The sequence below is a fragment of the Nonomuraea sp. CA-143628 genome (assembly GCF_050942315.1).
Lineage (GTDB): Bacteria > Actinomycetota > Actinomycetes > Streptosporangiales > Streptosporangiaceae > Nonomuraea.
In genome coordinates this window covers 6,981,118-6,994,595 of record NZ_CP192072.1, presented here as the reverse complement: position 1 = coordinate 6,994,595, position 13,478 = coordinate 6,981,118, and the positions used below count along the sequence as shown (strand labels likewise).

Below are 13,478 nucleotides of genomic sequence, written 5' to 3'. Positions count from 1 at the left end.
ACTTGACCCATGGCCGGCCATGACCCTGTCTCACTTCATGACTTCGGAATCGAGCTATCAGCATGCCTGTTTCGTCCCATCCCCACCCGTTCGCCGACTGGCTTCGCGGCCATGCCGCCCCGCTCACCCACCTCGACCCTGAGGCGCCGCTCGATGATCTGGAGCCGTTACGCGACCTCATCGGCGACGCCCGTGTCGTGGCGATCGGCGAGAACTCCCACTTCATCACCGAGTTCTCGCTCCTGCGCCGGCGCATCCTGCGGTTCCTGGCCGAGCGCTGCGGTTTCACCGTCCTGGCCTTCGAGTACGGCTTCAGCGAAGGCTTCCCCTTGGACGCCTGGGCCCAGGGAGAGGGGGCAGACGATGAGCTGGCGGCTCATCTCGCCGCGGCGATCCCGGTGGGAGTCGATGAGCCGCTGCGCTGGATGCGCCGGCACAACGCAACAGCCACGGCGCCGGTCCGTTTCGCCGGGATCGACATCCCGGCGGCCGGCGGGTCCTTGCTTCCCGCGCTGGCCCCGGTCGCCGACTACCTGCGCGAGATCGATCCCGAAGTCCTGCCGATGATTCAGCAGGCGATGCGGATCGCCGAGTCGTTCGCCGGCGCTTCCGCGGCCTCGGCCGCACCGGCCTGGACCCGCCTGGCCGCCGCCGAGCAGGACGCTCTCAGCGCGATCCTGATGCGGCTGCTCATCCGGTTCCGTGCGGTCGAGCTGCTGTACGTCTCTCGTGGGGACCAGCACGGTTACGACATCGCCCTGCGCCGCCTGGAGGCCGCCTGCCACGCCGACTACGGCTTTCGTGCCATGGCCGGCCTGTTCGCCGGAACCGGGTGGACCGCCGACACCTCGGCCCGGGACGTCTACATGGCCGGGTCGGTCCTGTGGCACCTGGAGCGCTTCGAACCCGGGACCCGCATCGTGCTGGCGGCCCACAACGCCCACATCCAGAAGACGCCGGTCTCCTTCAACGGTCACCTCACCGGGCTGCCGATGGGGCAGCACCTGCACCACTGGCTGGGCGATGACTACCTCGCCCTCGCCCTGACCAGCGTCACCGGGCAGACCGCCGACATGCGCCCCGACGAGAACGCGCGCTTCGGCTTCACCATCGACGACACCGCGCTGCAACCGCCCGAGCCGGGCAGCATCGAGGCCGCCTTCGCCGACGCCGATCTCGGGCTCAGCCTCGCCGACCTCCGCCGCGCCCGCCACGAGAGCGGCCCTGCCGCGGCCCCCGACCGCATCCGAATCCAGAGCGCCTACCTGCACACCCCCATCCTCGACGCGTTCGACGGCATCCTCAGCACCCCGATCTCCACCGTGGCCGACGATGTCGCCCGTTGAGGGGACGTCGATATGACGCATCGCGATCCCACCCCGGCCACGCCGCCGCTGCTGGGTGAGTTACACAAGGCGGGCGGGCGCCGCTCGGGCACGGGTGGGCCGGCGGTCGCGGTCCTGCCCTGGAAGGCGGCCACCGGACTGAACCAGCTCAACCCGCACGAGCGCATCACCGTGCTCACCACCAGCGCGCCGCATCACCGGGGTGACACCGGCTGGAGCGAGTCGGTCGATCCGCAGGACGGCCGCCGGCCGAGGCCAGAACTCACCGACATGTTGTTGACGATCAGGTCGCGCGAGGATGCGACGAAAGCCCGCAAGGAAAGTGACCAATCATGAACGCCGACGTGATCATCGTGGGAGCCGGCCCGACCGGCCTGATGCTGGCCGCCGAACTGCGCCTGGCCGGGGTACGGCCACTGGTGCTGGAGCGGCAGCCGCACCGCCGCGACACCCCCAAGGCCGGTGGCCTGGGCGGGCAGATCCTGGAACTGCTGCGCTACCGGGGCCTGCTGGCGCGCTTCGAAGCCGCCTGCACCGACCCCATCCCGGCGCCCCGCTTCCCCTTCGGCGGTGTGCACCTGGACCTCACCCAGCTGGCAGACCCCCCGCTGCACGCCCTGCCACTGCCGCAGCAACTGCTGGAGCGGCTCCTGGACGAACGCGCCGGCGAACTCGGCGCCGACGTCCGCCGCGGACACGAGGTGACAGCGGTGAGCCAGGACGAGGCCGCGGTGACCGTGGACGTACGGGGCCCGGACGGACCGTACCGGATCAACGCCCAGCACCTCGTCGGGTGTGACGGCGCACGCAGCCGGGTCCGCGACTGGGCCGGCATCGGCTTCCCGGGCACCGTCTACCCGGAGGTCAACCGGCTGGCCCAGGTCACCCTGCCCGACACGGTGACCGTACTCGGCAACGGCGATCTCGACGTACCCGGCTTCGGCACCATCCACGCGGGCTTCACCCGGACCGACCATGGCCTGTTCGGCTGCGGCTCGTCACCCGGCTCCCCGAACGTCTCGCTCTACACCATCGAGGATGAAAACACCGAATACGACGACGACATACCGATGACGGTGACCGAACTCCAAGACAGCATCCGCCGCGTGCTCGGCGCAGAGCTACCCGTGGGAGAAGCACACCGACTGTCGCGCTTCACCTTCAAAGCCCGCCATGCCGAACGCTACCGCCACGGGCGGATCCTGCTGGCCGGTGACGCGGCACACCTGTTCCCCGCCACCGGCGTGGCACTCAACGCCGGCATGCTCGACGCGGTCAACCTGGCCTGGAAACTGGCCGCCGACATCCACGGTCACGCACCGACCGGCCTGCTGGACACCTACCACACCGAACGCCACCACGCCGGCGCCCGCACCATGCTGCACACCCGAGCCCAGGTGGCACTGCGACGCGGACACGACCCAGCCGCCGAAGCACTCCGAGAAGTCTTCCAGGAACTGCTCACCGACGAGCAGCCGCTGCGCCGCATGGGAGCACTGGTCGCCGGCACCGACATCCGCTACCCGATGCCCGGCACCCACCCCCACCCGCTGACCGGCACCTTCGCCCCCAACCTCCCCCTGCACACCGACCAGGGCATGACCAGCGTCGCCGACCTCCTGCACCCCGCCCGGCCCATCCTCCTCGACCTCGCCGACCGCCCAGAACTCCGCGAAATTGCCCAAGAGTGGGGGCAACGCGTCGACATCCACACCGCCAAAACCGACCAGAGACCCGCCGACGCCCTGCTGATCCGCCCCGACGCCCACATCGCCTGGGCCGCCACCCTCGACGAACCCACTGACACCGCTACACCCGCGCTGCGCGAAGCACTCTCCGACTGGTTCGGCACACCGTCAGCCGCTCGAGCCTGAAGGCCCTTCCGCGCTGCCGTTTTCCTTCCGGGGGTAAATGTCCGGGGTTCTACGCCAGATCACGCTGATTCCCCTTTCTCTCGTACTTGGCACCCTCTATCAGGGTTTGTGGTCGCCGGTGGCGATGAGGGCGGACAAGGCGGTGGTGAGGGTGGCGGTGTCGAGGGGCTGGTCGTGGATGAGAGCGTGGAGGAAAACGCCGTCGATGAAAGCGGCTATGGTCTGGGCGGCGGCATGGCCGGTGCGGGGGGCGAGCAGGTCAGTCAGGCCGTCGAACCACAGACGGGCGGCGGGCCGGAGTTCGGGCCGGTAGCTGGCGGCCAGGTACAGCTCGTCTTGTGTGCGGTGGCTCTGGGGCGCGGCGAGGTAGGCGGTGGTGAGCTCGGCCAGGGCGGCGGCCAGGTCGGTGGCCTCCCGCAGGTCACGGGCCATCTCCTCCAGGCTCTGGCGAGAAAGGGCGGCGATGTGTTCCAGAGCCGCTTGGACGAGGTCGGCCAAGTCGGTGAAGTAGTAGGTGGTAGAGCCCAGGGGGACATCGGCGGCCGCGGCGACCTTGCGGTGGGTGAGGCCGCTGATGCCTTCCCCGGCAATGAGTCCGGCGGCGGCCTCGACGATGACGCGACGCCGGCCGGACGGATCGCGGCGGCTCGATGCGCCCCTCCCGGTTTCGCTCAATGCGCCCCTCTCAGATTCAATGTGATCACTCCGGCGATCACCAGTGCGACCCCGAGCAGCTTGGTCGCCGAGATCGGCTCACCCAGGAACAGTACGCCGATCATCACGATCAGCGCCGTGCCCAGCCCGGCCCACACCGCGTAGGCCACTCCGATCTGCATTCCCCGCGCGATCCCCTGCGACAGCGCCACGAACGCCACCACGTAGGCGGCCAGGCAAGCCACCGTCGGCCACAGCCGGGTGAACCCCTCCGTGCTCTTCAACAGGCTGGTGCCCACCACCTCCGCCACGATAGCCAACGCCAGGAACGCGTACATCACCATGATCAGACACCCTTCGTGTACGTCTGTACATGTACAAACGTACACGAAACTCGGCGGCGGCCTTCCATCAGGGCAGGGCAGGAGAAGGCGCGGTCAAAGGCTGCCGGAAGGGGATCGCCATCAGGGCGATCGGCGTTGCGCGTCGAGGTGGGCTATGCCCTGCTCGCAAACCCGGGCGCCCTCGACGCCCTGCTCGCAGACCCGGGCGCTCTCATACACCGGAGAGCGGCGATGACCGTAGGGCGGGCCCCGGGCTCGGCGAAGAAGTTGGGAGGGTTGTTGGGATGGGTCAGAATGCCTGATGTGATTGTGGACAAAGCGATCTACTGCAACGGCGTGCGCGAGACCATCAGCGGCGACATCAGTGACGCCTTTGGTGACGCCCGAGCCAGAGGCGACTGCTTCTTGTGGATCGGCCTGCACGAGCCCACCCAGGAGGAGTTCGACCTCATCACCCGCGAGGTGAAGCTGCATCCCCTGGCCGTGGAAGACGCCATCCATGCCCATCAGCGGCCCAAGCTCGAACGCTATGACGACACCCTGTTCGTGGTGCTCAAGCCGCTGCTGTACGTGGAGGAAAGCTCTGACATCGAGGTCGGCGAGATCAACCTGTTCCTGGGCGGCGACTTCGTCATCAGCGTCCGCCACGGCAAGGCCAACCCGCTGACCGGGGTGCGCCGGCGCATCGAATCCGACCCCGACCTGCTGGCCGCCGGGCCTTCCGGGGTGCTCTACGCGATCTGCGATCAGGTCGTCGACACGTACTCACAGATCTCCCACGAGGTCGAACACGACCTCATCGTCCTGGAGCGACGGGTCTTCAGCGGCGAGCAGGCCGATGTCACCGAGGACATCTACTCCCTCAAGCGCGAGGTGCTGGAGTTCCGCACCGCCCAAGATCCGCTGGTGCCGGTCCTGGAGGAGATCGTCAAAGGCCGGGTGGAGTTGTGCATCGCCGTCCGCGACCAATTCCGTGATGTCCTGGACCACCTGCTCCGCGTGGACGCTCAGGTCGACGAGCACAACGAACTGCTCACCAGCGCCCTGAGCGCGCATCTGGCCCTCGTGAGCCGGGAGCAGAGCGCGGCGGCCATTCAGCAGAACATCGACATGCGCAAGATCTCCTCGTGGGCGGCCCTTATCGCCGTCCCGACCATGATCGCCGGGATTTACGGCATGAACTTCGACCACATGCCGGAGTTGCACTGGCTGCTCGGCTACCCGCTCAGCCTGAGCGTCATGGTCATCGCCACGTTCATCGTCCATCGGTTGCTGCGCAAGAGCGGGTGGCTGTGAAACCCGCCAACTTCTCGCTGGGCCGGCTCCTCATGGCCGCGATTCTCGCCTGGATCGTCTTGCTGACCATCCTCATCCTGCTCGACCCCCGCGGCTCCGGTCCTGTGCCCTGAGCAAGCCGCGCGGCCTGCCGGGAACGAGGCGGAAATCGGGTCACGACTCCAGGAAGCGCAGCACGGCCAGCACGCGGCGGCTGTAGCCGGTGTGGTGTGACAGGCCGAGCTTGTCGAAGAGCGAATTGACGTGCTTCTCCACAGCGCTCTGTGACACGTGCATGGCCTGGGCTATCGAGGCGTTCGTCAGGCCCTGGGCCATGCGTTCGAGCACGTCGCGCTCCCGAGGGGTGAGGCGGGCCAGCGGATCGAGCTGGGTGGTGCGGGCCAGCAGCTGGCGTACGACCTCGGGATCGAACGCCGCTCCCCCGGCGCCCACCCGGTCGAGCGCGTCGAGGAAGTCGGCCACCTGCGCCACCCGGTCCTTGAGCAGGTAGCCGACGCCTTCCACGTCACCGCTCATCAGCTCCGTGGCGTACTTCTTCTCCACATACTGCGAAAGGACCAGGACCTTGACGGTGGGCCAGCGGCGCCTGATCTCCAGTGCGGCGCGCAGGCCCTCGTCGGTGTGGGTCGGCGGCATCCGTACGTCGACCACCACGATGTCGGGCTCGTGCGCGGCCACCGCTTCGACCAGGGCGGGACCGTCGCCCACGGCGGCGGGCACCTCGTGGCCCTCCTCCACGAGCAGTCGCAGCAGGCCCTCGCGCAGCAGCGTCGAGTCCTCGGCCAGGATCACCCGCACGGCAGCTCCGCCACGATCGTCGTCGGGCCGCCCGCCGGGCTGGTCAGCTCGAACCTGCCGTCGAGGGCCGCCACCCGGCGCGCCAGCCCCGACAGCCCGCTTCCCGAGGCGCTCGCGCCGCCCCGGCCGTCATCCTCGACCCGCACGACGATCATTGTGCCCTCCCGGTGCACGTCAACGGTGATGAACGTGGCTCCGGCGTGCTTGGCGGCGTTGGTGACCGCCTCGCAGACGACGAAGTAGGCGGCCGTCTCCACCCCCATCGGCGGGCGCGCGGCCAGCTCGCAGGACACCTTGACCGGCACGCTCGATCGCTCGGCAACCCCCGCCAGCGCCTCGCCGAGGCCGAGGGAGTCCAGGCCGCTCGGGTAGACCCGCCAGGCCACCTCACGCAGCTCGGCCAGCGCCTGCTGTGCTTCCTCATGAGCCTGGTTCAGCAGCTCGGGACGGCCGCGCCGGGATCGGCCGATCAACATCGACAGGGCGACCAGGCGCTGCTGGAGGCCGTCGTGCAGGTCGCGTTCGATCCGGCGGCGTTCGGAGTCGACGGCCGCCACGATCCCGGCCCGGCTCTCGGCCAGCTCGACGATCCTGCGCTCGAGCCTCTCGGTGGGGTCGGGGCCGAGCACGCGCTGGGCCAGCCGCCGTTCGAGTGAATGCACGCCCACCAGGCCCGACAGGTTCAGGAAGAGCAGCAGGATCCCGGCCAGGGTGAAATAGAGCAGGATCGGCAAGGTGGGTGCGATGCCGTCGAAGGTGTCGCCGCCGGCCCAGGCCCAGGCGAGCCGGCCGACCGTCACCACCCCGAGCAGGAGCAGCCCCACGACCAGCCCGCCCAGCAAGCCCGCCGGAACGCGGAGCGCCAGATAGCGCGGGGCCCGCCCGCCCACGTCGAACTCCGTCGCGTCCAGACGCAGGCGCCGGATCTCCAGCAGGACCAGCCGCCGGGCCGCCGCCCGCGTGTTGGGAGTGTCCAGGAAGGGCAGCGCCATCACCAGGAACACCACGTCGACCAGAGCGGTGGCGGCGCCCAGCGACACCGCCGCCAGCAGCCGCAGGCCCTCAGCGACGGGACGCATGCCGCCCCTTGCGCCGCTCCGCCACTCGCACACCGATGAACACGAGCACCGCCAGCACGACCACGCCGATCACCACGTTGGTGCCGACTCCCACGTATGCCTCCACCAGCGACCAGTTTTCGCCCAGGTAGTAGCCGGCGAGCACGAACACGGTGTTCCAGATGAGGCTGCCGACGGTCGTCAACAGGGTGAACGTGAGCAGCGGCATCCGCTCAACCCCCGCCGGGATGGAGATCAGGCTGCGGAAGATGGGAATCATCCGCCCGAAAAAGACCGCTTTTTGGCCGTGCTTGAGGAACCACGCCTCGGTCTTCTCGATGTCGGAGACCTTCACCAGCGGCAGCTTGGCGGCGATGGCCAGCGTGCGGCGGCGGCCGAGCAGCGCGCCCACCCAATAGAGCGCCAGCGCCCCGGACACCGACCCCGCCGTGGTCCACACCAGCACCTCGAGCAGGTCCATCTCGCCCCTGCTGGCGGTGAAGCCCGCCAGCGGCAGGATCACCTCGCTGGGCAGCGGCGGGAACAGGTTTTCCAGCGCGATCGCCAGGCCCGCCCCAGGGGCGCCCAGAGTCTCCATCAGCGCGATGAGCCATTCAGTCATGTTCTAGAGGCTAATCAAGATCCAAAGTGGTGGTAATGAGGCGGGCGGCAGATCTGGGCTGTGGTAAACCACAGGGTGATTCGTACCGTACACTGTACGGCCGTGAGCCCAATGACGGATCTGGTACGGCAAGCGGTCGTCTTCGAGCCCGGCGACCCACCCAGGCAGGGGCGGATGGCCTTCCTCGACCTGGACGGGGACGCCACGGTGACCGTGGTCGAGGAGCACGGCGGTGAGCTGCGGGTTCTGGAGGCTAGGGCCACCCGCGTCCCGGTCGCCGACGCCGTGGCCGGGCTGGCCAGGGCCAGGAGCGACGCGGGCGCCGATCCGGCGGCGCGCTTCTGGGGCGCGGTGGCGCTGGTCGCGCTGCAACTGGTCGCCAGGGGGAGGATCCTGCCGGGGGTTTCGGCGGGCGACTTCGACTCATGGCGGGCGGGGCCGTTCGACGCGGCCGATGTCCAGCGGATCCGGGAGCTGGCCGACGCCATGCCCGCGGCCGCACGGTCCGTACCTCTCGAAGACGTCAATGACGGCGCGGCGCGACCAGCGGCCGCGGAGTCGCGCCAAGGCGACGGACGTGGCGCGGGAGAGGTGCGGCTGAGGGACGCGGAGTCGCTGGTGCGGGCGTTCCTGGACGCGGTGGCCGACGCGATGCCGCGCTCCCCCGGTGCCGTCCGGGCCACCGGCACCTCGGCGTTCGCGGCCGTCAAACCGGTCAAAGTGCCCCGGCTGCGTTCCTGGGCGGACGAGGTGTCGGCGGGGCTGGACTCCGGTGTACGCCTGTCGCTGCGTCTGGAGGCCGACAGCCTGGAGCAGGCGGAGTTCCGGGCGGTGGTCCAGCTGCACAGCCTGGCCGATCCGTCCCTGGTGGTGGACGCCGCCGACCTGTGGGCGGGCACGGACCCGGGGTTCGGCCCCCGGGCCAGGATCGACGCCACGCTGGCCATCAGGCGCGCCGCCCGTGCCTGGGCCCGGCTGGAACGCCTGCTCGACAGCGCCGTCCCCGACGAGCTGACCCTGTCCGGCGAGGACGTGGAAGACCTGCTGGCCGGGGCCGCGGAACGCCTGGGCGCGGCCGGTGTCGAGGTCCACTGGCCAAGGGAGCTCGTACGCGGCCTGAGCGCCCGCGCCGTCGTCGGCGAGCGCGACAGCGCCCCCTCCGATATGCCGTCCTTCCTCGGTGGCCATCACCTGACCAGCTTCGACTGGCAGCTCGCCCTGGGCGGCGAGCGGCTGACCGCGGCCGAGATGGATCGGCTCGCCGAGGCGCACCGGCCCGTCGTACGGCTGCGCGACCAGTGGGTGCTCATCGAGCCGGACTTGGCCCGCAAGGCCCGCCAGCGCGATCTCAAGCCGCTGAGCGGCCTCGAGGCCCTGGGCGCCGCGCTGACCGGCACCGTGGAGGTCGACGGCGAGCAGGTGCCGATCGAGCCGAGCGCCTGGCTGCGGGAGCTGCGCGACCGGCTGTCCGAGCCCGAGGAGATCACCGTGCCCGCCGGCCTGGACGCGCGGCTGCGCGACTACCAGCTGCAGGGCCTGCGCTGGCTGGCCAGGATGACCTCGCTCGGGCTCGGCGCCTGCCTGGCCGACGACATGGGCCTGGGCAAGACGATCACCCTGATCGCCCTGCACCTCCACCGGGGCGGCGGTCCCACACTGGTCGTCTGCCCCGCCTCGCTGCTGGGGAACTGGGAGCGGGAGATCTCCAGGTTCGCACCGGGCGTCCCTGTCCGCCGATTTCACGGAAATAGCCGGACATTGGCCGATGAGGGCTTCGTACTGACGACATATGGAACTATGCGGATGGATGCGGCGCGGCTCGCCGAGCACCCGTGGGGGCTGCTGGTGGCCGACGAGGCGCAGCACGTCAAGAACCCCTCTTCCGGTACGGCCAAGGCGCTGCGTGAGATCCCGGCAGCCGCCCGCGTCGCGCTGACCGGCACCCCGGTGGAGAACAACCTGGCGGAGCTGTGGGCCATCCTCGACTGGACGACGCCGGGGCTGCTCGGCTCGCTGGGCAGGTTCCGCTCGCGCTGGGCCAAACCGGTCGAGTCCGGCGACACCGTGGCGGCCGAGCGGCTGGCCAGGCTCGTGGGGCCGTTCCTGCTGCGGCGCCGCAAGTCCGATCCCGGCATCGCGCCCGAACTGCCGCCCAAGACCGAGACCGACCGCCCGGTGGCGCTGACCACCGAGCAGGCCGGGCTGTACGAGGCGGTGGTCCGGGAGAGCATGCATCAGATCGAGAGCGCCCAGGGCATGGCCAGGCGCGGCCTGATCGTCAAGCTGCTGACCGGGCTCAAGCAGATCTGTAACCACCCGGCCCATTACCTGCACGAGGCCGCGCCCAGGCTGACCGGCCGTTCCGGCAAGCTCGAACTGCTCGACGAGCTCGTCGACACCATCGTCGCCGAGGACGGCGCGGTGCTGGTCTTCACCCAGTACGTGGCCATGGCGCGGCTGCTCGACCGGCACCTGACGGATCGAGGCGTCGCCACCCAGTTCCTGCACGGCGGCACCTCGGTGCCGAAACGGGAGGAGATGGTGCGGCGCTTCCAGGAGGGGGCGGCGCCGGTGTTCCTGCTGTCGCTCAAGGCGGCCGGCACCGGCCTGAACCTCACCCGCGCCGACCACGTCATCCACTACGACCGCTGGTGGAACCCGGCCGTCGAAGACCAGGCCACCGACCGCGCCTACCGCATCGGCCAGGACAAACCCGTCCAGGTGCACCGGCTGATCGCGGAGGGCACGATCGAGGACCGCATCGCCGAGATGCTGGCGGCCAAGCGCTCGCTGGCCGACGCCGTACTGGCCGGAGGCGACGCCGCCTTCACCGAACTGACCGACGCGGAACTCGCCGCACTGGTGGAGCTGAAATGAACGCAGTCAGAGGATTCCCCGCGTTCCCCGCGCAACGGGCCGGCGCCCGCTTCGCCACCTCCTGGTGGGGCGGGGCCTGGATCCAGGCCATGGAGGACACCTCCCTCGACCACACCCTTCTGCGCAAGGGCCGCACCTACGCCAAGAGTGGCCAGGTCGGCCCCATCACGGTCAGTCCGGGCCGCATCGCCGCCGTCACCGAGAGCGAGTACGACACCGTCGTCCACGTTGAACAGCTCGCCGACTCCGACTGGGAGCGCTTCCTCGACCAGGTCGCCGCCAAGGCGGGGCACATCGCGGCGCTGCTCGACCGCGACATGCCGCACGACCTGGTCGAGGCCGCCGAGGACGCCGGAGTCCCGCTGCTGCCGACGGTCGGCGACCTCGAACCGGAATGCACCTGCCCCGACTGGGGGCACCCGTGCAAGCACGCCGCCGCCCTGTGTTACCAGGCGTCGTGGCTGCTCGACGCCGATCCGTTCGTGCTGCTGCTCATGCGCGGCCGGGGCGAGCAGGAGCTGATCGAGGCGCTCCAGGGCCGCGACGTCCCCGCGCCGGCCGAGACCGGTACGCCCGCCGCGGTGGCGTTCAGCCTGGGCGTGCCGCCGCTGCCCGGTCCGCCGCCGCTCGACGTCGCGTACGCGCCGCTCGGGCTGGAGCCCACGCCCGGCGTCGACGTGGCCGCCCTGGAGGTGCTCGCCGCCTCAGCCGCCGACCGGGCCCGCGAGCTGCTGCTCACCGGGCGGCTGGCCGTACTGACCGAATATCAGGACCGGGTACGCCTGGCCGCCGCCCACGATCTCGACCTCGGCCTGGAGACGGCCGTACAGGCCTGGCGGTACGGCGGCGCCGACGGGCTGGAGGCGCTCGAAACGGCCTGGACCCCGCCCAAGAAGGACCTGGCCAGAGCCGGGGCGCTCCTGCGGGCCGGCTGGGAGGGCGAGCGCCCACCGGAGGTCGAGGCCTGGCGCAACCGCTGGACCATCGGTGCCCGGCAACTGCGTTACGGCCGCGACGGCCGCTGGTACCCCTTCACCGACCGCGACGGCCAGTGGTGGCCCGCCGGCCCACCGGAACGCGACCCGTCGGCGCTGGTGAGCTAACCGGCTCGGGACTCGGCGCCGGGCGTCTGCTGGATCAGGATCGTGGTGGCGCGTTCGAGGAGCGCGCACAACGCGTCGCGCTCGGCCGGGGTGAAAGCCGCGCCGAGTGCGCGCTCCAGCACGATGACCTCTCGATAAGCACCGTCCAGAACGTGCCGCCCCTGTTCGGTCAGCGAGGCGATGAGGACCTTGGAATGTACGGGCGAGGCCTCGCGGGCGATGAGTTCCTTGTTCTGGAGGCCGGTCAGGACGGAGGCCATGGTCTGCTGTGTGACGCCACAGGAGCGGGCGAGTTGCGCACCGGACATACCGTCCTCGCGCGACAGTGCCAGCAACACGGTGTACTGCGTCATGGTGAGGCCGTAGCCGCGCAGAACAGCCTCATGGTGGCCCATCAGAGCCTGCTCGGTGCGGCGGATGCGCGTACAGAGGTATTCCTCGGCGGGGACATCGGTCATCAATCAACAGCTCCCTGCGTTGACTCAGGTACCTGATACTCATTAAGGTCGCTCGGTATCAGGATACTGAGTCAACACAGGGAGCTGTAACTATGAAGGCCGTGGTTTTCGACACCGATGACCGGTTCACCCTCGCCGACGTCGACGAGCCCGTACCCGCAGCGGGGCAGGTCACGATCCGGGTGGAATACGCCGGAATCCAGTACGGTGACGTGCTCGTCCGCAGCGGCCACTTCCCGGTGCCGCGCCCCTTCGTGCCCGGCTTCGAGGCCGCCGGCCGCATCGTCGCGGTCGGCGAAGGCGTGGACGCGAGCCGCGTCGGGCAGCGCGTGACCGCCCTGACCAGCGCCGGAGCATACGCCGAGGTCGTGGTGGCGCCAGGCCTCCTCGCCTTCGACGCCGCCGGCGTGGACCCTCGGACGGCCGCCGGATTCGGCTGGATCACCCCGACCGCCTACGACCTGATCAACACGGTCGGCCGGGTACGTTCCGGCGACAGCGTGCTCGTCCACGCGGCGGCGGGGGGTGTCGGCACGCTCGCGGCCCAGTTCGCCAAGGCCGCCGGAGCCGCCCGCATCGTGGGCGTGGTCGGCGGCACCGCCCAGGCCGAATACGCCACGCGGTTCGGCTACGACCTGCTGGTGACCCGCGAGGACTTCCCCGGCGCCCTCGCCGACGAGCGGTTCGATGTGATCCTGGACCCCATCGGCGGGCCGACCCGCCTGGCCAACCTGGAGCGGCTCGCGCCGCACGGCCGCCTGGCGATCTACGGCAACATCGCCACCTTCGAACCTGTCGAGATCAACACCAACGACCTGCTCATGAGCGGAAGGTCGGCCCTGACCTACAACAGCAACCTCCTCAGCCAGACCCACCCGCGACGCTTGGCCGACAGCGCCACCAAGGCACTGCGACTGCTGGCCGACCACACGGTCCGCGTGGACGTGACCGCCGAGTATGAGATGGCCGACCTCGACACCGCCATCCAGCGGCTGGCCAACGGCGACACCCACGGCAAGAGCATCGTCCGCATCGCCTGACGCGCCCG

The 13,478-nt window shown here is 70.0% G+C and carries 13 protein-coding genes; 7 read left to right on the top strand and 6 right to left on the bottom strand.

All coding sequences use genetic code 11. The annotated features are described in order from the left end of the window. The first annotated feature begins 62 nt into the window (after nt 1-62). From ACQP2T_RS32075 to ACQP2T_RS32065, 3 genes are read left to right on the top strand one after another with little or no spacing between them, the layout of a single operon-like run. Complete coding sequence (locus ACQP2T_RS32075) at nt 63-1,346, top strand: erythromycin esterase family protein (RefSeq protein ID WP_433508637.1); 1,284 nt, start codon at nt 63-65, stop codon at nt 1,344-1,346. 12 nt (nt 1,347-1,358) lie between these two features. Further along, nucleotides 1,359-1,682 carry a hypothetical protein gene (locus ACQP2T_RS32070; protein WP_433508636.1) on the top strand — a complete coding sequence of 108 codons (324 nt, stop codon included), beginning with the start codon at nt 1,359-1,361 and terminating at the stop codon, nt 1,680-1,682. Continuing rightward, complete coding sequence (locus tag ACQP2T_RS32065; protein ID WP_433508635.1) at nt 1,679-3,220, top strand: FAD-dependent monooxygenase; 1,542 nt, start codon at nt 1,679-1,681, stop codon at nt 3,218-3,220. The genes ACQP2T_RS32070 and ACQP2T_RS32065 overlap by 4 nt, the downstream gene beginning before the upstream one ends. Nucleotides 3,221-3,319: 99 nt before the next feature. Here ACQP2T_RS32065 and ACQP2T_RS32060 read toward each other — a convergent pair whose 3' ends face one another. Both ACQP2T_RS32060 and ACQP2T_RS32055 read right to left on the bottom strand, forming a co-directional pair. Beyond that, complete coding sequence (locus ACQP2T_RS32060; RefSeq protein WP_433508634.1) at nt 3,320-3,895, bottom strand: TetR/AcrR family transcriptional regulator; 576 nt, start codon at nt 3,893-3,895, stop codon at nt 3,320-3,322. Continuing rightward, nucleotides 3,892-4,218 (bottom strand): DMT family transporter, encoded by a 327-nt coding sequence (locus tag ACQP2T_RS32055; protein ID WP_433508633.1) that lies wholly within the window; start codon nt 4,216-4,218, stop codon nt 3,892-3,894. The genes ACQP2T_RS32060 and ACQP2T_RS32055 overlap by 4 nt, the downstream gene beginning before the upstream one ends. Before the next feature lie 303 nt (nt 4,219-4,521). Between ACQP2T_RS32055 and ACQP2T_RS32050 the strand changes: the two genes are divergently transcribed. Next, entirely contained in the window at nt 4,522-5,514 is a 993-nt protein-coding gene (locus ACQP2T_RS32050) for a magnesium and cobalt transport protein CorA (protein ID WP_433508632.1), read from the top strand. Nucleotides 5,515-5,667: 153 nt separating this feature from the next. On the opposite strand, the gene ACQP2T_RS32045 is transcribed toward ACQP2T_RS32050, so the two are convergent. Genes ACQP2T_RS32045 through ACQP2T_RS32035 form a run of 3 tightly spaced genes read right to left on the bottom strand, consistent with a single transcriptional unit; the run spans nt 5,668 to nt 7,992 of the window. After that, a complete protein-coding gene (locus tag ACQP2T_RS32045) occupies nt 5,668-6,312 on the bottom strand; it encodes a response regulator (RefSeq protein WP_225292671.1) in 645 nt (214 codons plus the stop codon). After that, nucleotides 6,303-7,391 (bottom strand): sensor histidine kinase, encoded by a 1,089-nt coding sequence (locus ACQP2T_RS32040; RefSeq protein ID WP_433508631.1) that lies wholly within the window; start codon nt 7,389-7,391, stop codon nt 6,303-6,305. Before ACQP2T_RS32040 ends, ACQP2T_RS32045 begins: the two co-directional genes overlap by 10 nt. Then, on the bottom strand, nt 7,375-7,992 hold the full coding sequence (locus ACQP2T_RS32035; protein ID WP_433508630.1) for a DedA family protein: 618 nt from the start codon (nt 7,990-7,992) through the stop codon (nt 7,375-7,377). The genes ACQP2T_RS32040 and ACQP2T_RS32035 overlap by 17 nt, the downstream gene beginning before the upstream one ends. Nucleotides 7,993-8,103: 111 nt before the next feature. Between ACQP2T_RS32035 and ACQP2T_RS32030 the strand changes: the two genes are divergently transcribed. Both ACQP2T_RS32030 and ACQP2T_RS32025 read left to right on the top strand, forming a co-directional pair. Continuing rightward, the gene (locus tag ACQP2T_RS32030; RefSeq protein ID WP_433519856.1) at nt 8,104-10,869 is read left to right on the top strand and encodes a DEAD/DEAH box helicase; all 2,766 of its coding nucleotides are present in this window, start codon (nt 8,104-8,106) and stop codon (nt 10,867-10,869) included. Then, the gene (locus ACQP2T_RS32025) at nt 10,866-11,972 is read left to right on the top strand and encodes an SWIM zinc finger family protein (protein WP_433508629.1); all 1,107 of its coding nucleotides are present in this window, start codon (nt 10,866-10,868) and stop codon (nt 11,970-11,972) included. The genes ACQP2T_RS32030 and ACQP2T_RS32025 overlap by 4 nt, the downstream gene beginning before the upstream one ends. Here ACQP2T_RS32025 and ACQP2T_RS32020 read toward each other — a convergent pair. Continuing rightward, nucleotides 11,969-12,430 (bottom strand): MarR family winged helix-turn-helix transcriptional regulator, encoded by a 462-nt coding sequence (locus ACQP2T_RS32020; RefSeq protein ID WP_433508628.1) that lies wholly within the window; start codon nt 12,428-12,430, stop codon nt 11,969-11,971. The genes ACQP2T_RS32025 and ACQP2T_RS32020 overlap by 4 nt on opposite strands. 92 nt (nt 12,431-12,522) lie before the next feature. On the opposite strand from ACQP2T_RS32020, the gene ACQP2T_RS32015 reads away from it, so the two are divergent. Further along, a complete protein-coding gene (locus ACQP2T_RS32015; RefSeq protein ID WP_433508627.1) occupies nt 12,523-13,470 on the top strand; it encodes a quinone oxidoreductase family protein in 948 nt (315 codons plus the stop codon). Nucleotides 13,471-13,478 lie beyond the last annotated feature (8 nt).